This is a genomic window from Streptomyces sp. AB3(2024) (assembly GCF_041862025.1).
Lineage (GTDB): Bacteria > Actinomycetota > Actinomycetes > Streptomycetales > Streptomycetaceae > Streptomyces.
The window spans coordinates 56,556-75,931 of record NZ_JBGWAB010000018.1; the positions used below are offsets into that span (position 1 = coordinate 56,556).

The following is a 19,376-nucleotide window of genomic DNA, read 5'->3' on the forward strand; positions in this document are numbered from 1 at the left end:
CCAGGAGGAGGGGAGTAGACGCCATGGCCGAACCGGCCGAGACGACGACCACAGGAGGCACGGCGGACCACCGGGCCGCCCGCGCGGCCGCCCCGGGCGGCGCGGCCAGACCGTCGGGCTTCTGGGTGGTGGGCACCGTCCTCGTCCTGCTGATGCTCTCCTCCTCCGTGCCCTCCGCCCTCTACGCGCTCTACCAGGAGAGGTGGGGCCTGTCCCCGGGGACGGTCACGGTGGTCTTCGCCGCCTACGCCGTCACCGTGCTCGCCGGACTGCTGCTGTTCGGCTCCCTCTCGGACACCGTGGGCCGCCGGCCCGTCCTCGGAGCCGCGCTGGTCCTGGCGATCGTCTCCATGGGCCTGTTCGCCGGGGCCGGGGGACCGGTCCTGCTGCTCGCCGCCCGCGCCGTCCAGGGGCTGGCGGTGGGCCTGGCCACCGGGGCGATGGGCGCGGCCCTGCTGGAACTCAGCCCGCGCTCGCGGCCCGCGCTCGGCGCCCAGGTCAACAGCGCGGGACCGACCGTGGGCATCGGCCTCGGCGGGCTCGGGGCCGGCCTCCTCGTCCAGTACGCGCCCGCGCCCACCGTGCTCAGCTACCTGCTGCTGGTCGGAGCCTTCGCGATCACCCTGGTCGGCGTGGCGCGCATGGCCGAGAGCGCTCCCGGGGCGGGCGGCCGGCTCCGGGTGGTGCCGCACCGGATCAGGGTGCCCGCCGCCGCTCGCGGGCGGTTCGCGGTGCTGGTGCTGACCGTGGTCGCCGTCTGGACGGTCGGCGGGTTCTACCTCTCCCTGGGCCCGCACCTGGCCCTCTCCCTGCTCCACAGCACCAATTACCTGGCCGGAGGCGCCACGGTGGCCCTGCTCGCGGGCGCGGCCACCGCGGCCCAGCTGCTGCTGGGCCGCACCGAGGCGCTGCGCACCGCCGTGCTGGGCCTGACCGGTCTGCTCCTCGGCCTCTCCCTGGTGCTGCTCGCCCTGGGCCTGCGCTCGCCGGCCGTGTTCCTCGTCGCCACCGCCGTCCTCGGCAGCGGCTGGGGCGCCGCCTTCCTCGGCTCCTTCCGTGCGCTCAGCGCACTCGCCGAGCCCGCGCACCGCGGCGAACTGACCGCTGCCGTCTACGTGTTCGCGTACCTCGCCATGAGCGTTCCGGCGGTCCTCGCCGGACTGCTGACCAACATCCACGGCCTGCAGCGCACCTCGGTCGGCTTCATGGCCGCCGTCGCCGGAGTGTGCGCGCTGGCCCTGTTCACGACCCTGCGGCTGGCATCCCGCACCAGGGCAGAGGGGAGCACGGTGTGACCGGAGCGGCTATGGACGCCACGGAGCTGAGGTCCGCCCTGTACGGGCTGGAGATCTTCGCGGGGCTCACCGGGGAGCAGCTGGACTGGCTCGTCTCGGTCTCAGAGCCGCGGGTCCTCGGCGACGGGGAAGTCCTCTTCCAGGACGGGGACGAGGCGACCGGCTTCCACGTCCTGCTCTCCGGCGGGCTCGTGGTCACCAAGGTCGTCGACGGCCGGGAGGAGGTCCTGACCCGGCACTCCACCGAGGAGGGCGGGGCCGCCGCCGAGGAGCACGACGGCAAGCCCTCCGCCGCCCACCGCTTCACCGGGGAGCTGCCCCTGCTGACGGAGGGCTCCTACGTGGCCACCGCGGCCGCCAGCGGGCCGGCGACCACCGTCGTGGCCTACCCGAAGCCGGTGTTCTTCGAGATGCTGACCCGCTGCCACGGAGTGGCGGCCGTGCTGCTGCCCGTCCTGGCGTGGCGGATCAAGTCCTCCGAGGTCCAGGCGCGCAAGCGGGCGACCGTGGAGGCGCTGGGCACCCTCGCCGCGGGGCTCGCGCACGAGCTGAACAACCCGGCCGCCGCCGTGGCGCGGGCCGCGCAGGAACTGGAGCCCGCCCTGGAGCGGCTGACCGGGACCGCGTACGCGTGGGGCGCGGCCGCCACGGGCGCGGAGCGCTCCGTACTGGACCGCCTCGCCGGGGAACTCGACAAGCTCCCGCCGCCCGGGACCACCGATCCGCTCGCCCAGGCGGACGCCGAGGAGGAGATCGCCGACTGGGCCGAGGCGGCCGGCGCCGAGCGTCCCGGCCTGCTCGGTTCGGGCGCCGCCGACCTGGGACTGGAGCCGGACTGGCTGCCGGCGCGGCTGGAGGAGGTCGGCGCGAGCGCCCTGCCCGCCGCCCTGGACCACCTGGGGGCGCTGCTGGAGGCCCGCTCGCTGGCCGCCGAACTGCGTGCCGCGGGCCCCCGGATCTCCCAGCTGGTGGCCGCCACCCGGGACTACGCCAACCTCGACCGGGCGCCCGAGCAGCGCTTCGCGGTCACCGACGGCCTGGAGAACACCCTGGTCGTGCTGCGGTCCAAGCTGGCGGGCATCACCATCGTGCGCGCCTACGAGCCGGACCTGCCCGATCTCACGGGCTATCCCGGCGAGCTGAACCAGGTGTGGACCAACCTGGTCGACAACGCCGCCGAGGCGATGGAGGGCGCGGGCGTGCTCACGCTGCGGGCGCGCGCCGAGGGGGTCTGCATGGTCGTGGAGATCACCGACACCGGGCGGGGGATCCCCGAGGACGTCCTGCCGAGGATCTTCGAACCCTTCTACACCACCAAGGACGTGGGCAAGGGCACGGGCCTGGGGCTGCACCTCAGCTACCGGATCGTGACCCAGCGCCACCACGGGTCGATCACGGCCCGCTCCCGTCCGGGCGAGACCCGGATGGTCGTCCGCCTGCCGCTCGCGCCGGCCGCCACCGGCTGAGCGCGACCGGTCCGTCCGTCACCAGCACATCCGTCACCACGAACCCGTGCCGGCCGACCCGCTGTCAGCCGGATGTCAGGAAAGGGAGTCGAACATGGCCAAGTACGACATCGCCACGCTGCACCCCGTCTTCGTCCGCCAGATGGAGGCGCTGGCCGCGCTGGACATCGAGGCGGTGATGAAGAACTACACGCAGGACGCCGTCCTGCTGCGCTTCGAGGGCGCCTCGGTCGGCATCGAGGCCGTTCGCGAGACGTTCACCGGATATCTCACGGTGAAGCCCACGCTGGTCGAACTGCAGGAGTACATCGAGACCGAGGACACCATCTTCTATCGGGCGATCATGAACCTGAACGGCGAGCCGGAGCACGCGTTCGGGACACTGGTGGTCCGCGATGGCCGGATCTGGCGCCAGACCGCCGGATTCGGCGGCTGACGGCCCTTTCCTGGGTAGCGTGTGCGGGGAGGGTGCAGGGCGTGGGCCCTCCCCGCACACGTGAATGATTCGGTGAAGGGGAGGCCGCGGGCCATGGAGCAGGAAACCAACCGGGTGGAGGCGTTCAGCGATGGCGTATTCGCCATCGTGATCACCATTCTGGTGCTGGAGTTAAAGGTTCCGGAGGAGCGGGGTGCGGCCCTGTGGCACGGACTCATGGAGCAATGGCCGCACTACGCCGCATATCTCGTGAGTTTCCTCATCATCGGCGTGATGTGGGTGAATCACCACACGATCTTCAGTCACCTCAAGAGGGTCGACCGGCCGCTGTTGTTCCTGAATCTCCTGGTGTTGATGGTGGTGTCGGTGATTCCGTACACGACCAACGTCCTCGCCGAGCACCTCACGGACGAGGAATCGGCCAACGTGGCCGCGATCCTCTACAGTTCGTGGACCGTCGTGTACGCTCTCGCCTTCCTGGGCTTCTGGTGGTACGTCACCCAGGTCGGCCACCTCTTCCACGAAAAGGTCGACAAAGAGGGCGCCCGGGCCACCCGGGTGCGATTCGGACTGGGCGCGGTGGCCTACCCCTTGACCGTCCTTCTGTCCTTCTTCTCGGCACCCCTCACTCTCGTCGCACATTTTCTGATCGCGCTCTACTATGCGGCGAACCAGATCCCCATCCCGCTCGTGGTAGAGGAAGAGCGGCTCGAATCTGCCGGCGACCTCAGGAAGTAGCCGCCCGGACCTACGGCCGTTCTGCGCGGTCAAGTAGGGTAAAAGATCTAGCTGGTCGCGGGGGAGGCACCAGATGGCTCGGGTAGTCCTGCCGGAGGATTCCATCAAGGAAATCTCCGATTTGATCGACGTACTGATCTCGCTTTTCTTCGAATCCTTACCCCGGCGGGACCAGCGAAACTGGGCCCGCGTCTATCTGAACGGTCTGGTGCGGACCACCGGGAAGAAAACGATCCGTAACATCGCCGGAACAGGGGCCAGTTCCGTCGAGCAGAGCCTCCAGCAGTTCATCAGCAAGTCCCCCTGGGACTGGACCCCCGTACGCCGCTCCCTCGCCCAGCACCTGGAACGCACCGCCCAGCGTCCGCTGGCCTGGGTCGTGCAGCCCATGGTCATCGAGAAGGCCGGCGACCGCTCCGTCGGAGTCGGCCGCCAGTTCGTCCCCCAGCTCGGCCGCACCGCCAACTGCCAGCAGGCGGGCGGGATCTGGCTCGCCTCCAGCGAGGCCAGCTTCCCCGTCGAATGGACCCTCACCCTCCCCGGGCCCTGGACCAGCGAACTGCTGCGCCGCCGGGCCGGCATCCCGGACACCGCGCGCTCCCTCACCCCCGCCCAGGACGCCGTCCACGCCGTCCAGCGCATGGCGGCGACCTGGCAGCTCCAGCGCCGCCCGGTCGTCATGGAGGTCTCCAACACCGACCTGCCCCAGACCATCGAGGCCTTCGCCCTCCAGGACATCCCCTTCGTCCTCAAGGTCGACGGCTCCCTGCCCGTCTCCTTCGGCGGCGCGGGCCGCCACAAGCCCGGGCCGCACACCGCGCCCGCCCGCGAGCTCATCGACTCGCTGCGCTCCCAGCGCCGGGTCGTCGAATGGACCCGGCACGGCCGCGCCGAGGGAGCGGTGACCCTGCTCACCTCGGCCCCCATCCTCGCCACCCCCGCCGAGGACCGGCCCGTGCCCGCACCGCCCACTCCCCTGCTGCTCGTGGGTGCCTGGACCGAAGCCGCCCTGCTGCCCTCCGAGTTCTGGATCACCAACATCGGGGACCGGCCCCTCGCCCAGCTCTTCCTGCTCGCCAAACTCACCGACCGGGTGACCCTGGACTTCACCGAGACCTGCGAACCCGTCGGCATCCGGGACTTCGAGGGCCGCTCCTTCCGGGGCTGGCACCACCACGCCACCCTGGCGAGCGTCGCCCACGCCGCCCGGCTGCTCAGCACCGGCGGCCGGCACCCCGACCCCGTGCCCCTGACGTCCGCCGCCGCCCGCTACACGGGCGCACCGGCCGCCAGACAGCCCGCCGTACTGCCCCCGCGACCACTGGTCCCCGGGCAGTCGCCGCGACGCGCCGTCATCCGCTGATGCTCGACATCGCCGCGGCCCTGCGGACCTGGTGCGCGGAGCGGCGGGAGTTCGCGCTGGCCACCGTGGTCTCCGTCAGCGGCAGCGCGCCGCGCGGACCGGGCGCGTCCCTGGCCGTCGACGCCACCGGCACCGCTCTCGGCTCCCTCTCCGGAGGCTGCGTGGAGTCGGCCGTGCACGAGCTGTGCCTGGAGGCCATCGCCTCCGGCAAAGGCGGCGTGCACCGCTTCGGCTACAGCGACGACGACGCCTTCGCGGTAGGGCTGACCTGCGGCGGGATCCTGGACGTGCTGGTCACCCCGGTGCGCGGACAGGACCCCGTACGGCCCGTGCTCGGCTCCGTGCTCGACGCCGCCGCCGACGGGGCCAGGGTCGCCCTCGCCCGCGTCGTCAGCGGCCCGCCCGGACAGTGGGGGCAGGCCCTGGCCGTCCACGCCGACGGCACCTGCGTGGGCGGCCTCAGCGGCGGCGCGGCCCTGGACCGGGCCGCCGCCGAACGCGTACGGGCCCTGCTGCTCGCCGGGCGCACCGGCACCGCCGAGCTGGGCACCGCCGGCGGGCTGTGCGGGGAGCCGCTGACCCTCCTCGTCGAATCCGCCGCCGAACCGCCCCGGCTGATCGTCTACGGGGCCATCGACTTCGCCTCCGCCCTGGCACGGATGGGGGCCTTCCTCGGACACCGGGTCACCGTGTGCGACGCCCGGCCCGTCTTCGCCACCCCGCAGCGTTTCCCAGGCGCCGACGAGGTGATCGTGGACTGGCCGCACCGCCACCTCGCCGCGGAACACGCCGCCGGGCGCCTGGACACCCGTACGGCCGTGTGCGTACTGACCCACGACGCCAAGTTCGACGTACCCGTCCTCGCGCTGGCCCTGCGGCTGCCGCTGGCCTACGTCGGCGCCATGGGCTCGCGCCGCACCCACACCGAGCGGGCCGCCCGGCTGCGCGCCGAGGGGGTGACCGAGGCCGAGCTGGCCCGGCTCAGATCGCCGATCGGCCTGGACCTGGGCGGGCGCACCCCCGAGGAGACGGCCCTGTCCATCGCCGCGGAGTTCACCGCCCTGCGCCACGGAGCCCCCGCCACACCCCTCACCGGAGGCCTCCGGCCCCTGCACCGGACGGCCTCCTTCCGGGGCTCCGGGACCAAGGTCCCGTAGGAAACGACCAGGCGGACCGGTACGTCCTGGACGATCGGCCCGGGCGGCATGAACCCCCGGACATGGGAGAATGAAGTACGTGCGTTTCCTCGGCTGACCCGTCGAGGTACCTCCGATCGACTGGGAAGTTCAGCACGTGCGTTTCCTCAATGACTCGAAGCCGCCGTACGACCTGACGTACGACGATGTGTTCATGGTGCCGAGCCGCTCCGCGGTCGGCTCCCGCCAGGCCGTCGACCTCTCCTCGCCCGACGGCACCGGTACGACCATTCCGCTCGTCGTGGCGAACATGACCGCCATCGCGGGCCGCCGGATGGCGGAGACCGTGGCCCGCCGCGGTGGAATCGTCGTCATCCCCCAGGACATCCCGATCGAGATCGTCACCGACGTCATCTCCTGGGTGAAGACCCGCCACCTCGTGCTCGACACGCCGATCACGCTGGCGCCCACCCAGACCGTCGCCGACGCGCTGTCCCTGCTGCCCAAGCGGGCGCACGGCGCGGGCGTCGTCGTCGACGCCGAGGGCCGCCCGGTCGGCGTCGTCACCGACCACGACCTGAGCGGCGTCGACCGCTTCACCCAGCTCTCCGAGGTCATGTCGAAGGAGCTGCTGCTCATCGACGCCGACATGGACCCGCGCGACGCCTTCAACCAGCTCGACGCGGGCCACCGCAAGCTGGCCCCCGCCGTCGACAAGGACGGCCGGCTCGTCGGCATCCTCACCCGCAAGGGCGCCCTGCGCGCGACCCTGTACACCCCGGCCACCGACGCCGACGGCAAGCTGCGCATCGCCGCCGCCGTCGGCATCAACGGCGACTTCGTGGGCAAGGCCAAGCAGCTGCTCGACGCCGGCGTGGACACGCTGGTCATCGACACGGCCCACGGCCACCAGGAATCGATGGTCAACGCGATCAAGGCCGTCCGCGCGCTGGACCCGGAGGTCCCGATCGTGGCCGGCAACATCGTCGCCGCCGAGGGCGTCAAGGACCTCATCGACGCCGGCGCCGACATCATCAAGGTCGGTGTGGGCCCCGGCGCCATGTGCACCACCCGCATGATGACCGGCGTGGGCCGTCCGCAGTTCTCCGCGGTGCTGGAGTGCGCGGCCGAGGCGAAGAAGTACGGCAAGCACGTGTGGGCCGACGGCGGCGTCCGTCACCCGCGCGACGTGGCCATGGCGCTCGCCGCCGGTGCCTCCAACGTCATGATCGGCTCCTGGTTCGCCGGTACGTACGAGTCCCCGGGCGACCTCCAGCAGTCGGCCGACGGCCGCCTGTACAAGGAGTCCTTCGGCATGGCCTCGGCGCGCGCCGTGCGCAACCGGACCTCCGAGGAGTCGGCCTACGACCGCGCCCGCAAGGGGCTGTTCGAGGAGGGCATCTCCACCTCGCGCATGTTCCTCGACCCGGCGCGGCCGGGCGTCGAGGACCTGATCGACTCGATCATCGCGGGTGTCCGCTCCTCCTGCACCTACGCCGGTGCCGGCTCCCTCGCGGAGTTCGAGGAGAAGGCGGTCGTCGGCATCCAGTCCGCGGCGGGCTACGCCGAGGGCAAGCCGCTGCACGCCAGCTGGAGCTAGTCCCCGTCCCGGTGGCCCCGGCGTACCCCTCCCGGGGCGGGCCGGGGCCACCGGCGTACCCGGAGGCTTCGTATCCGACGAGGCCGCCGATCCGGCTGCGCTCCGCCGCTCACCGATCCCGTACTCAGCGGGGGCCGGGTTCGGTGCCGTCGTGGCGACGGAGGTAGGCCAGGACGGCGCGCACCCGGCGGTGGCCCCCGTCGCCGGCCGGCAGGCCGAGTCGGGCGAAGACGCCGCCGATGTGTTTGTGGACGGCGTTGTCGGTGATGAAGAGCCGCCGGGCGATGGTGGCGTTGTCGTGCCCCTCGGCCATCAGAGCCAGGACTTCGCGCTCGCGGGGAGTGAGGGCGTCGACGGGATCGCCGCGGACGGCGAGGAGCCGGGCGATGACCTCGGGGTCCATGGCGGTGCCGCCGGCGGCCACGCGGCGCAGCGCGTCGGTGAACTCCGAGATACGGCTCACCCGGTCCTTGAGCAGATAGCCGATGCCACCGCGGGTGTCGGAGAGGAGGCGGCCGGCGTATTCCTGCTCCACGTACTGGGACAGGACCAGCACGGGAAGCCCGGGGCGGTCGCGGCGGGCCCGGAGGGCGGCGCGAATGCCCTCGTCGCGGAAGGTCGGGGGCAGCCGCACGTCGACGATGGTGACGTCCGGGCGGTGGGTCTCGACGGCGGCGAGGAAGCCCGGGGCGTCATCCGCGATCGCGGCGACCTCGAAGCCCTGGGACCCCAGCAGGAGTTCGAGTCCGGAGGACAGCAGGACGTTGTCCTCGGCGATGACTACGCGCACGGCAGCTCCACGGTGATGGCGGTCGGCCCGCCCGGCGGGCTGCTGATGTTCATGGTGCCGTCCAGGGCGGCGGCGCGGCGGCGGATTCCGTCCAGGCCGCTGCCACGGGACGCGTCCGCCCCGCCGGTCCCGTCGTCGGTGATCTCCGCGGACAGCAGCGCACCGTCGCGGGTGACGCGGACGGCGGCCCCGGTGGCCCGGCTGTGCCGGGCGATGTTCGCCAGCGCCTCGGTGACGGCGAAGTAGGCGACTGCTTCGACCGCGGCAGGGACCTGACCGAGCTCGCCGATGTCGATGCGGGTCGGCACCCCTGCCCTGGTGGCCAGGGAGCCGAGCGCGCCGACGAGGCCTTGGTCGGCCAGGACCGGTGGGTAGACGCTGCGGATGACGGAGCGCAGCTCGGTCATGGCCTCCTCGGTCTCGGCTCGGGCCTGCCGTACGAGCGGAGCGGCCGCCTCGGGGTCCTGGGGAAGGATCTCCCCGGCCACGGCAAGCCGGATGGCGATGGCCACCAGCCGGGCCTGGGTGCCGTCGTGCAGGTCGCGTTCGATCCGGCGGAGTTCCGCGCCGTGCGCCTGCAGGACGTCCGCGCGCGTCCGGGTGAGCTCGGTGACGCGCGCGGCCAGCCGTTCCGCGGGAGACGGTGCCAGGACGGCCAGGCAGCACCGCGCGTGCACCCGGGCGAGCGGTGGCAGGGCGATGACCGCCACCACCCCGAGGAGCAGGAACTGCGCCAGGTTGACCGTCAGCGCGGGGGCCCAGCCGTCGACACGGACATCGACCAGCAGCAGCCTCGGTGGATCAGAGCCGGGAAAGGCCCACCACCCCACGGTGACGACGAGGGTGAGGAGCAGGTTGCCCAGGCACAGCAGGGCGAGTGCGCCCGCGGGCAGGCCGGTGGCCACCTGGGTCACGAGCCACGCGAGGTCACGGCGGAAAGCACGCGGGCGCGGCTCCACCGCTCGGCCCAGCAGCGCCCCGGCGCGCCTGCGGTGGCGATCCGCCCAGGGGGCTGCCAACGACGGTACGCACAGCAGCGGCGCCGCCACGAGCGTCACCGCCGCGGTCATCAGGGTGCCGAGCAGGTAGCGTCCGCTGCGCCCGGTCCGGACCGACCGTGCGCGGGCCTTGCCGATCACGGCGTGCACTGGTTCGCCTTCGTCTGTCGTACGGGACCGGGAGCGGCCCCAGGACGCGCCACTGTACGGGCCGGGCGCCCCTGCGGCACTACAGCCACCTGTAGGTTCCGACCGGCCGCCCGGGGTAGCGACACGCGACTCGGCGGTTACCTAGCGTGGGGTTCATGAGATCCACGACCCCGGCCTCCGCGCCGCAGCACCGCCCGTCCCAGCAGCGTCGGCGCCGGACCGGCCGAGGGTGGCCCGCCGTCGCGGCGGCCGCACTCGCCGCGGCGGGTGTGGCCGTGGCCGTCCAGCCCTCGGACGGCGCGGCCGCGCCGTCCGCACCCGGCTACCGGCAAGAGGACCTGCGCCGGGACACCGATGTCCTCCACGCGCTGGGGATCACAGGCGTCCAGGCGCGGGTGACCACGGCCTCCGGCCGGGACCTGGCCGCCACCGCCGGCGTCGCCGTGGCGGGCACGAACCGCCCGGTGCCCCGCGACGGCTACTTCCGGATGGCCAGCACCGGCAAGGCGCTCATGGCCACCGTGGTCCTGCAGTTGGCCGACGAGGGCAAGCTGTCACTGGAGGACACGGTGGACCGCCGGCTGCCCGGTGTGATCGACGGCAACGGCAACGACGGACGGCAGATCACCGTGCGCCAACTCCTGCAGAACACCAGCGGCCTCCACGACGACCTTCCCGGCTTCGACACCCCGCAGGAGTACTACCGGCACCGCTACGACACCTACACCCCCGAACAGATCGTCGCCCGGGCGATGGAGCACCACCCGGACTTCCGGCCCGGCACCGGCTGGAGCTACTCCAACACCGGCTACGTCGTCCTCGGCATGATCGTCGAAAAGGGCGCCGGCCGCCCGTGGCAGGAGGAGGTGGGGAGCCGGATCCTGAAACCGCTCGGCATGGACCACACCTACCTGCCGGGCGCCACGCCCACCCTCCGTCCCCCGCACGCCGACGGCTACCAGGTCTTCGCCTCCGGCGAACGGACCGATGTCACCGAACAGATCGTCCCCGACCTCGGCGGCTACGTCTCCACCACGGCGGACGTCAACCGCTTCTTCCAGGGACTGCTGGGCGGCAGGCTGCTGTCAGGGGCGCGCATCGCCGAGATGCGGGACACCGTCCCGGTCGACAAGCGGGTCGAGGCGTTCTGGCCCGGCGGACGCTACGGCCTCGGCTTGGTCAACCGTCCCCTGACCTGCGGCGGCAGCTACTGGAGCCACGAAGGGGGCGAAGCCGGCTACATCACCCTGAACGGCGCCACCGACGATGGCGGCCGCACCGTCACCGTCTCCATGTCCACCAGCTTCAACGACCCCGATGCAACGCTTCGCCAGCACAAGGCCGCCAGCGACCTCGTCGACCGCGCACTGTGCGACACCTCCGGCAACGGACGGGGAAAGTGACCGCCCGACCCGCACGGCGGCCGGCCCTCCGCTCAGGCCGGGCCGTCCGCAGGGGGCCGCGGCCCGGCCCCCTCGGCTGCCCTTCCGTCGCCTCCCGGGCCCGAAGTGTGCACGCCCGCACGGTACTTGGGAATCCGGACGGTGATCTTCATGCCGGCGCCGACGCCCGTCTCGATGACGAGCCCGTGCGCGTCCCCGTAGACCTGCCGCATCCGCTCGTCGACGTTGGTCAGCCCGATCCCCGAGGAGGCCCCCGGGCGCTCCCCGGCCAGGATCCGGCGCAGCAGCGCCGGATCCATCCCGACCCCGTTGTCCTCGATGGTCAGCACCGCCTCCGCGCCGGCGTCCCGGGCGGCGATGGTGATCCGGCACTCCCCGGCGGAGTCCTCCACCCCGTGCTTGACGGCGTTCTCCACCAGCGGCTGCAGACACAGGAACGGCAGCGCCACCGGCAGCACCTCGGGCGCCACCTGCAAGGTCACCTTCAGCCGGTCCCCGAACCGGGCCCCGGCCAGCGCCAGGTACCGCTCGATCGAACGCAGCTCCTCGGCCAGGGTGGTGAACTCGCCGTGCCGGCGGAAGGAGTAGCGGGTGAAGTCCGCGAACTCCAGCAGCAGTTCCCGCGCCCGCTCCGGATCGGTCCGCACGAACGAGGCGATCGCGGCGAGCGAGTTGAAGATGAAGTGCGGGGAGATCTGCGCCCGCAACGCCTTGATCTCCGCCTCCATCAGCCGCGTCCGCGCCCGGTCCAGCTCCGACAGCTCCAGCTGTACGGAAACCCAGCGCGCCACCTCCGTCGCGGCCCGCACCAGTACCGCCGACTCCCGCGACCCGTAGGCGACCAGCGCCCCCAGCAGCCCGTCCTCGCCCGTCAGCGGGGCGAACACCGCCCACTTCAAAGGGCAACCGGGCCGCTGGCACTCGGTGCGCACGCTCTGGCTGCGCCCCGACTCCAGCATCACCGCCACCCGCGCCATCGCCCGCCGCTGGTGGTGGTCGGCGCCCGGCCCGTCCCAGGCCAGCACGGCCTCGCGGTCCGTCAGGCACAGCGCCTCGGTGCCCAGCAGCGAGCGCAGCCGCCGGGCGGCCTTGCGGGCGGCGTCCTCGGTGAGCCCAGCCCGCAGCGGGGGAGCGGCCAGCGAAGCGGTGTGCAGCGTGTGGAAGGTGGCCCGCTCCACCGGGGTGCCCAGGTCCGGCCCGGCGGCCCGCTCCCCGCGCCCGGCGTGCCACCGGCCCGCGGCCCAGCCCAGCCCCAGCAGCAGGGCCGCGGCCGTCAGGGCCGTCACCACGAGCGCCGCCCCGGTCACCGGGCGCCCCCCGCGGCCCGCTCGCCGGCCAGGTCCTCGGGCAGGTGCAGCCGGGCCAGCGCGGCCGCCGCCCCCGCCGGGATCCGGGACCGGGTCGCCAGCGACACCGTCACCATCGTCAGGAAGCCCAGCGGCACCGACCACACCGCGGGCCAGGCCAGCAGCGCGTGCGCCCAGCCCGCCGGGACCAGCCCGGACCGGGTGGCCACCACCGCGCCCAGCGCCGCACCGCCCCCGGTGAGCAGCCCGGCCACGGCCCCGGGCGGGGTCAGCCCGCGCCACCAGATGCCGAGGACCAGCAGCGGACAGAAGGAGGACGCCGAGACCGCGAAGGCCAGCCCTACGGCGTCGGCGACCGGCACGTCGGTGGCCACGATCCCGCCCGTGAGCGGCACCGCCATCGCCACCGCCACGGCGAGCCGGAACGTCCCCACCCCGCGCCGGGGCAGCACGTCCTGGTGCAGCACCCCCGCCACCGCCATGGTCAGCCCCGAGGCCGTCGACAGGAACGCGGCGAACGCGCCCCCGGCCAGCAGCGCCCCCAGCAGGTCCCCGAGCAGCCCGCCCAGCATCCGTTCCGGGAGCACCAGCACCGCGGCGTCCGCGTCCCCGGTCAGCGCCAGCTCCGGTGCGTAGATCCGGCCCAGCGCCCCGTACACCTGGGGCAGCAGGTAGAACACCCCGAGCAGGCCCAGCACGACGAGCGTGGTGCGGCGGGCGGCCCGCCCGTGGGGGCTGGTGTAGAAGCGCACCGCCACGTGCGGCAGGCCCATGGTGCCGAGGAAGGTGGCCAGGATCAGCCCGTAGGTGGCGTACAGCCGGTGCTCCCCGCCGGACAGCGCCTTCGACCAGCCGGGAGCGTCCGGGCCGGGGCCGGTGGGGGAGTCCGGGACCACGCTGCCGGGGGCGAACTCCAGGCGGGTGCGGGCCGCGACGGAGTGCCGGCCGCTCTCCAGGGTGAGCGGGACACCGGCGTGGTCGGCGCCGTCCACCCGGCCCGTCACCGTCACCGTGAGCGGCGCGTCCACCGAGAGCCGTACGTCCTCGCCCAGGGTCACGGCGGTGTGCTCGCGGAAGACGGCCGGGGCGTCGAAGGAGGCGCGCGGAGCGCCGTCCCCGGCCCAGGCGGCGATCAGGAAGAAGGCCGGCACCAGCAGTGCGGTGAGTTTGAGCCAGTACTGGAACGCCTGCACGAAGGTGATGCTGCGCATGCCGCCCGCGGCGACGGCCGCCGTGACCACGAAGGCCACGACCACCCCGCCCACCCAGTGCGGGGCCCCCGTCAGCACCGCCAGCGTCAGCCCGGCCCCCTGCAACTGCGGCAGCAGGTAGAGCCAGCCCACGCCCAGCACGAACAGCACCGCGATCCGCCGCACAGCCCGCGACTGGAGCCGGGCCTCGGCGAAGTCGGGCAGCGTGTACGCGCCCGAGCGCCGCAGCGGGGCCGCGACCAGCACCAGCAGCACCAGGTAGCCGGCGGTGTAGCCGACGGGGTACCAGAGCATCTCCGGCCCCTGGAGCAGCACCAGCCCGGCCACCCCCAGGAAGGAGGCGGCGGAGAGGTACTCCCCGCTGATGGCGGCCGCGTTGAGGCGGGGGCCCACGGTGCGGGAGGCGACGTAGAAGTCGGAGGTGGTCCGCGATATCCGCAGGCCGAGCGCCCCGACGAGAACGGTGACCAGGACGACGACGGTGACCGCGGTCAGCGCGTACGTCTGGTTCACCGGAGGTCCTTCGACGGGGGAGGGGAGGGAAGTCCCCGGAGTCTACGCAGCCCCCCGTCCCCGGCGACAGGCGCGAACCGGGCACCCGCGCCGGGGTTCCGGCGAGTCCGCGGCGCGCTGGTCAGAGCGCCGGATCGTGGTGCCGCGCGCAGTCGCGCAGGGCGATCTCCAGCTCCACGTACGACTCCTCCGCGCGCCGGAAGGCAAGGGTCAGGGCCGCCTCCACCCGGGGCGGCAACTGCCCGCGGGTGCCCTCCTGCGCCTCGTACAGGACCTCCGCCCAGCGGGCGGCCGCGCTGCGCAGCCGGGCGAGCAGCGCCTCGGCCTCGGCGGGCCCGGCGGCACGGGTCCGGGGCAGTCCGGTCAGCGCGTCCAACAGCGCCTGGATCTCGGACATATCGCTCCTCCCGGGCCGGAAGATCCACGATACGCGCGGCCCGCGCCACGGGCGGGCGGATCGGCCGGCGCTGCGACCGACGGGCCCGGCGGATCGCCGTACGCCCACCGTGGCGCGACGAACGGCACGTCGGTACGCCGGGCGGTCGGGCTCCGGCCTCAGCGGGAGGGGCACACCGCGCCGCCCGCGTGGTCGGGAAGGTAGGAGTCCCGTTCCTGCGCGGTGAGGTCACGGTCGACGGCGTGGCAGATCTTCCTGATCGCCGCCGAAGGCTGGAAGAGGACGTTCCACAACCGCACCGTCGCGTCGGTGCTGCCGGTGGCGAGGGTGTGCCCGTCGGGGCTGAACGCGACCGCCCGCACCGGGCCGTGGTGGCCGGTGAACTTTTCGCGCGCCTTCCCGGTGGCCGCGTCCCACAGCCAGACGGTCCAGTCGTCGCTGCCGGTGGCGAGCATGCGCCCGTCCGGACTGAACGCCACCGAATTGATCCGGTAGGCGTGGCCGTACAACGTGTTGCGGGGCTTGCCGGTCGCCACGTTCCACAACCGCACGGTGTGGTCGTCGCTGCCGGTGGCGAGGGTGTGTCCGTCGGGGCTGAACGCCACCGCCTCCACCGGTGCGGTGTGGCCGGTCAGCGTGGTGCGGGTGATGCCGGTGGCCGTGTCCCACAGCCGCACGGAGTTGTTGTCGCCCGCTATGGCGAGGGTGTGTCCGTCGGGGCTGAACGCCACCGACCACACTTCGCCCGGGAATCCGGTGGTCGCGGTTTCGGCCCTGCCCGTGACCGCGTCCCAGATCCGCACCGTCTTGTCCTCGCCGCCGGTGGCCAGGATCCGTCCGTCGGGGCTGAACGCCAACGCTTCGACCCAGCCCTTGTGGCCGGTCAGCGTGTGGAGGAGCCTTCCGGTGGCCGCGTCCCACAGCCGGACGGTCCTGTCCTCGCCGCCGGTGGCGAGGGTGCGCCCGTCCGGGCTGTAGGCCACCGGTTGGACCCAGCCCGTGTGGCCGGTGAGCGTGTGGAGGAGCGCGCCGGTGGCCGCGTTCCACAGCCGGACGGTCCTGTCCGCGCTGCCGGTGGCGAGGGCCCGCCCGTCGGGGCTGAACGCCACCGAGTTCACCCAGCTCTTGTGGCCGGTCAGCGGGGGTCGGTTCGTACCGGTGGCCATGTCCCACAAGCGCACGGTGTGGTCGTAGCTGCCGGTGGCGAGGGTGCGCCCGTCGGGGCTGAACGCCACCATGGACACCCCTCCGTCGTGCCCGGTCAGCGTCCCGCGGGCCGTGCCGGTGGCCGTGTCCCACAGCCACACGGTGTGGTCGATGCTGCCGGAGGCGAGCGTGTGTCCGTCGGGGCTGAACGCCACCGACGTGACCTCGTCGGTCTGGCCGGTGAGCGTGCGGCGCGTCTTCCCGGTGGCCGTGTCCCACAGCCGGACGGACTCGTCGGAGCTGGCGGAGGCGAGGGTCCGTCCGTCGGGGCTGAACGCCACCATGTACAACCGGTCGGTGTGGCCGGTGAGCGTGCGGCGGTGCTTTCCGGTGGCCGTGTCCCACAGCCGGATGGTCGTGTCGTCGCTGCCGATGGCGAGGGTGCGCCCGTCGGGGCTGAACGCCACCGTGCTCACGGCGCCGGTGTGGCCGGTGAGCGTGCGGCGGTGCTTTCCGGTGGCCGCGTCCCACAGCCGTACCGTCCCGTCGTCGCTGCTGCTGGCGAGGGTCCGTCCGTCGGGGCTGAACGCCACCGTGTACACGGCGCCGGTGTGGCCGGTGAGCGTGCGGCGGTGCTTTCCGGTGGCCGCGTCCCACAGCCGTACCGTGTGGTCGTCGCTGCTGCTGGCGAGGGTGCGCCCGTCAGGGCTGAACGCCACCGTTTCCACTCCCTTCGCATGACCGGTGAGCTTGGCGCGGGTGGTGCCGGTGGCCATGTCCCACAGCCGTACCGTCCCGTCGGCACCGCAGCTGGCGAGGGTGCGCCCGTCGGGGCTGAACGCCACCGACCAGACCTCGTCCGTATGGCCGGGCAGGCGCTGCCGCAGCGGGTCGGACGCGCTGTACGCCAGGCTTTCGACGGCTTCGGGGGTGTGGTGGGTGCGGTACGCCCGCACGGCCAGCAGTGCGGCGAGGTCGGGGTTCGCGCCCATGAGCGTGTTGGACTCGGCGGCGAGCTGCCGGGACAGGGCTTCCTGGCGTTGGGTGACGGCCGTCCGCCACTGCCAGAGGGCACCTCCCCCCGCGAGCAGTGCGAGGGCGAGCAGGCCGGCCAGGATCATGTTGAGGCGTCTGCTGCGCCGGATGACGGCCTGCTGGCGCTCCTGGCTCGCGGTCAGGAAGGACGCGACGTCACTCGGCAGGCGCCGCTGCCTCGACCAGTCCAGGCCCTCCGCGAGGGCCGTCCCCGCGAGCAGGTCCCCGGGGTCGTTGCCGGCGGCCCAGCGGGCCCGCCGGTCGCGGGTGTGGTCGAACCACTCCTGGAAGCGGTGGTCCTGGCCGACCCACTCGCGCAGGGTGCCCCAGTCCTGGATGAGGGCGTCGTGGATCAGCTCGGCGACCGGCGGCCCCGCGGGGGCGTCCGGGTGCCCGGGAACGAGGGGGGTGTGCGTGGTGATGATGCGGTGGCGGGTGAGGGAGGCCAGCACCTCGTCGAACGCGCCGTCGCCGTCGGTCCCGGCACCGGGGTCGGCCGCGAGGTCGCGCAGTTCGTGCAGGGGGACCTGAGCGCGGATGGCGGGGATGTGGTGGGCCACATCGGCCGGCCGCACCAGGGAGGTCAGGATCCGCTGTGCGACGGGGCGGTGCTCGGGGGCCAGCTGGTCCATGGCCGTGTCGCACCACGTGGTCAGGCTGCCGGTGACGCCACCGATGCGCCGGTACGCCTCATGCGTGAGGTAGCCGTCCCGGCGCCGCTCCCACAGCTGGCTGAGCGTCAGCTCCAGCAGCGGCAGCACGGTCACGGGGGCCTCGCGGGACGCGGTGCCCCCGGGGGTGGTGGCCAGGACGTCGCTGATGATCTGCTCGGGCAGTCCGGGCTGGAAGCGCGCTCCCGTGCGTTCGGCCGGCAGGGTGATGATGTCGTGCAGGTCCTGCTGGCTCAGGGCGCTCGGCACGTTGAGCAGTCCGGGCGCCGCCGCCTCGAACATGCGGGCCAGGGCTGCCAGCTGGGGGTAGAAGTCGTCCCGCATGACCAGGATGATGCTGAGCTCGGCACGTGACTTCACGGCCGCGGTGATCTCGTTCGTGGCCGCCAGGCGGCGCTCGTGCTGAAGGCCGCTCGCCGACTGTACGAGGAGCTCCTCGAACTGGTCGACGACCAGGACGACGCGCCGGTGGAAGCGGTCGGCCGCGAGCCTGCGGGTGACGGCCGCGGCGATTCCGTCGGTCGTGACCCCGGGCAGTCCGGCGCGCTCCAGCTCGGCCAGCAGATCCTGCCTCGGCCGGGCGACCACGGGCAACCACCGGTCGCTCTGCGGCAGTTCACCCGCGGCCAGCGCGGGCAGGACACCCGCCTCGACCAGGGACGACTTGCCCGAACCGGAAGGCCCGAGCAGCAGGGTGAGCCGCTGCTGCCGGGCCAGGTTCGCCAGTACCTGCCGCACGGCCTCCTCGCGGCCCTCGAACCACTGGGCCTGCTCGGCGGTGAACGGCTCCAGCCCCCGGTACGGGCACACGTCCCGCTCGACCAGCGCGGGCCACACCTGCCGCAGCACCTGGGTCGGCGTCACGTAGGCGATGCCCAGCCCCCTCTCGTGCCGGTCCGGTGCGACGATCTCGGTGAGCATGCCGATCACCAGGCCCGTCACCTCGTCGACGACGGGACCGCCGCTGAAGCCGGTGGTCAGGTCGTTGGCGGAGGTCAACTGCAGGTGCACACCCGTGCCCGCGGCCGCCGGCAGCAGATCGCCGGCCACCCCGAAGCCGAAGTGCCCGCCGGGCGGGGCCTGGGCGGGGAACCCGAACGAGCGCACCGGGTGGCCCCGGCAGCCCGCCGCGGTGCCCATCGGCAACCCCTCCATGCCCGGCGAGGTGCGGCTCAGGCGCACGATGGCCACGTCCTCGTCCTCGGGGGCACGCCACGGCCCCTCCAGGACGTGCCCTTCGATCCGGGGTCCCCCTTCCAGGTGGGGGAAGGCCAGCCACACCTGCTCACCCGGCCCCGACTCGGCCCCGCGCAGGACATGGGCACAGGTGACCAGGAGGTCCTCGGCGAGCAGGAAGCCCGCTCCGGCCACGTCGCCGCCCGGCCCCAGCACCTGGGCCACGGCGGACAGGCGCCCCGGCGAGCGGCCGCTGTCGGTCCTCACGATGCCTCCTCCGGTCGTCGTGCCCGTCGCGGTGGACGGCGCGCGGGGTGCCGTCGGTGCCGACGCGGACTTCGCTTCCGCGCAACGGCGGTACGGCCCCGGCCGCCGTGCGCACCATGGAGGGCGACGGAGGTGAGGAACCGGACACCCGGACCGCGGATCGGGTGTCTCGCGGACGCCGACAGGGAGGAAGCACCCGTGGGCGGGATGGCGCGCCGGTCGGGGGTGAGGTCGCCTCCGGCCGTTAACGGCTCGTCCGACGCCCCTCTCCAGCATGG

14 protein-coding genes are annotated in these 19,376 nt (G+C 73.3%); 8 read left to right on the forward strand and 6 right to left on the reverse strand.

The genetic code is table 11. The annotated features are described in order from the left end of the window. Positions 1-23 precede the first annotated feature (23 nt). The 7 genes from ACEPPI_RS10710 to ACEPPI_RS10740 all read left to right on the forward strand — a co-directional run bounded on the left by ACEPPI_RS10710 (position 24) and on the right by ACEPPI_RS10740 (position 8,034). Positions 24-1,295: an MFS transporter gene (locus ACEPPI_RS10710; RefSeq protein WP_373914992.1), complete on the forward strand. Its 1,272-nt coding sequence runs from the start codon at positions 24-26 to the stop codon at positions 1,293-1,295. Next, positions 1,292-2,761 carry an ATP-binding protein gene (locus tag ACEPPI_RS10715; RefSeq protein WP_373914993.1) on the forward strand — a complete coding sequence of 490 codons (1,470 nt, stop codon included), beginning with the start codon at positions 1,292-1,294 and terminating at the stop codon, positions 2,759-2,761. The genes ACEPPI_RS10710 and ACEPPI_RS10715 overlap by 4 nt, the downstream gene beginning before the upstream one ends. Before the next feature lie 94 nt (positions 2,762-2,855). After that, the gene (locus ACEPPI_RS10720) at positions 2,856-3,197 is read left to right on the forward strand and encodes a nuclear transport factor 2 family protein (protein WP_373914994.1); all 342 of its coding nucleotides are present in this window, start codon (positions 2,856-2,858) and stop codon (positions 3,195-3,197) included. Positions 3,198-3,290: 93 nt separating this feature from the next. Further along, on the forward strand, positions 3,291-3,935 hold the full coding sequence (locus ACEPPI_RS10725) for a TMEM175 family protein (RefSeq protein WP_373914995.1): 645 nt from the start codon (positions 3,291-3,293) through the stop codon (positions 3,933-3,935). A gap of 73 nt (positions 3,936-4,008) precedes the next feature. Continuing rightward, entirely contained in the window at positions 4,009-5,298 is a 1,290-nt protein-coding gene (locus tag ACEPPI_RS10730) for an IS701 family transposase (RefSeq protein WP_373914996.1), read from the forward strand. After that, the gene (locus ACEPPI_RS10735) at positions 5,298-6,455 is read left to right on the forward strand and encodes an XdhC family protein (RefSeq protein ID WP_373914997.1); all 1,158 of its coding nucleotides are present in this window, start codon (positions 5,298-5,300) and stop codon (positions 6,453-6,455) included. Before ACEPPI_RS10730 ends, ACEPPI_RS10735 begins: the two co-directional genes overlap by 1 nt. A gap of 115 nt (positions 6,456-6,570) precedes the next feature. Next, complete coding sequence (locus tag ACEPPI_RS10740) at positions 6,571-8,034, forward strand: GuaB1 family IMP dehydrogenase-related protein (protein WP_373915015.1); 1,464 nt, start codon at positions 6,571-6,573, stop codon at positions 8,032-8,034. Between the two features lie 124 nt (positions 8,035-8,158). On the opposite strand, the gene ACEPPI_RS10745 is transcribed toward ACEPPI_RS10740, so the two are convergent. Together ACEPPI_RS10745 and ACEPPI_RS10750 are read right to left on the reverse strand one after the other, a co-directional pair. After that, positions 8,159-8,824, reverse strand: a complete 666-nt coding sequence (locus ACEPPI_RS10745; protein WP_373914998.1) for a response regulator — start codon at positions 8,822-8,824, stop codon at positions 8,159-8,161. Then, the gene (locus ACEPPI_RS10750; protein WP_373914999.1) at positions 8,815-9,972 is read right to left on the reverse strand and encodes a sensor histidine kinase; all 1,158 of its coding nucleotides are present in this window, start codon (positions 9,970-9,972) and stop codon (positions 8,815-8,817) included. The genes ACEPPI_RS10745 and ACEPPI_RS10750 overlap by 10 nt, the downstream gene beginning before the upstream one ends. A 155-nt stretch (positions 9,973-10,127) precedes the next feature. Here ACEPPI_RS10750 and ACEPPI_RS10755 point away from each other — a divergent pair, with 155 nt between their 5' ends. Further along, a complete protein-coding gene (locus ACEPPI_RS10755; protein WP_373915000.1) occupies positions 10,128-11,375 on the forward strand; it encodes a serine hydrolase domain-containing protein in 1,248 nt (415 codons plus the stop codon). 32 nt (positions 11,376-11,407) lie between these two features. Here ACEPPI_RS10755 and ACEPPI_RS10760 read toward each other — a convergent pair whose 3' ends face one another. The 4 genes from ACEPPI_RS10760 to ACEPPI_RS10775 form a co-directional block, all read right to left on the reverse strand. Continuing rightward, entirely contained in the window at positions 11,408-12,682 is a 1,275-nt protein-coding gene (locus ACEPPI_RS10760; RefSeq protein ID WP_373915001.1) for a sensor histidine kinase, read from the reverse strand. Beyond that, positions 12,679-14,406 carry a cation acetate symporter gene (locus ACEPPI_RS10765; RefSeq protein WP_373915002.1) on the reverse strand — a complete coding sequence of 576 codons (1,728 nt, stop codon included), beginning with the start codon at positions 14,404-14,406 and terminating at the stop codon, positions 12,679-12,681. The genes ACEPPI_RS10760 and ACEPPI_RS10765 overlap by 4 nt, the downstream gene beginning before the upstream one ends. Positions 14,407-14,527: 121 nt before the next feature. After that, on the reverse strand, positions 14,528-14,803 hold the full coding sequence (locus ACEPPI_RS10770) for a hypothetical protein (RefSeq protein ID WP_371679504.1): 276 nt from the start codon (positions 14,801-14,803) through the stop codon (positions 14,528-14,530). Positions 14,804-14,961: 158 nt separating this feature from the next. Then, the gene (locus tag ACEPPI_RS10775) at positions 14,962-19,098 is read right to left on the reverse strand and encodes a trypsin-like peptidase domain-containing protein (RefSeq protein WP_373915003.1); all 4,137 of its coding nucleotides are present in this window, start codon (positions 19,096-19,098) and stop codon (positions 14,962-14,964) included. Positions 19,099-19,376 lie beyond the last annotated feature (278 nt).

Bases quoted from the DNA above. Each gene is read 5' to 3' on its own strand.
- ACEPPI_RS10710 (WP_373914992.1), top strand. From the start codon at position 24: ATGGCCGAACCGGCCGAGACGACGACCACAGGAGGCACGGCGGACCAC.
- ACEPPI_RS10720 (WP_373914994.1), top strand. From the start codon at position 2,856: ATGGCCAAGTACGACATCGCCACGCTGCACCCCGTCTTCGTCCGCCAG.
- ACEPPI_RS10725 (WP_373914995.1), top strand. From the start codon at position 3,291: ATGGAGCAGGAAACCAACCGGGTGGAGGCGTTCAGCGATGGCGTATTC.
- ACEPPI_RS10730 (WP_373914996.1), top strand. From the start codon at position 4,009: ATGGCTCGGGTAGTCCTGCCGGAGGATTCCATCAAGGAAATCTCCGAT.
- ACEPPI_RS10735 (WP_373914997.1), top strand. From the start codon at position 5,298: ATGCTCGACATCGCCGCGGCCCTGCGGACCTGGTGCGCGGAGCGGCGG.
- ACEPPI_RS10755 (WP_373915000.1), top strand. From the start codon at position 10,128: ATGAGATCCACGACCCCGGCCTCCGCGCCGCAGCACCGCCCGTCCCAG.
- ACEPPI_RS10770 (WP_371679504.1), bottom strand. From the start codon at position 14,803: ATGTCCGAGATCCAGGCGCTGTTGGACGCGCTGACCGGACTGCCCCGG.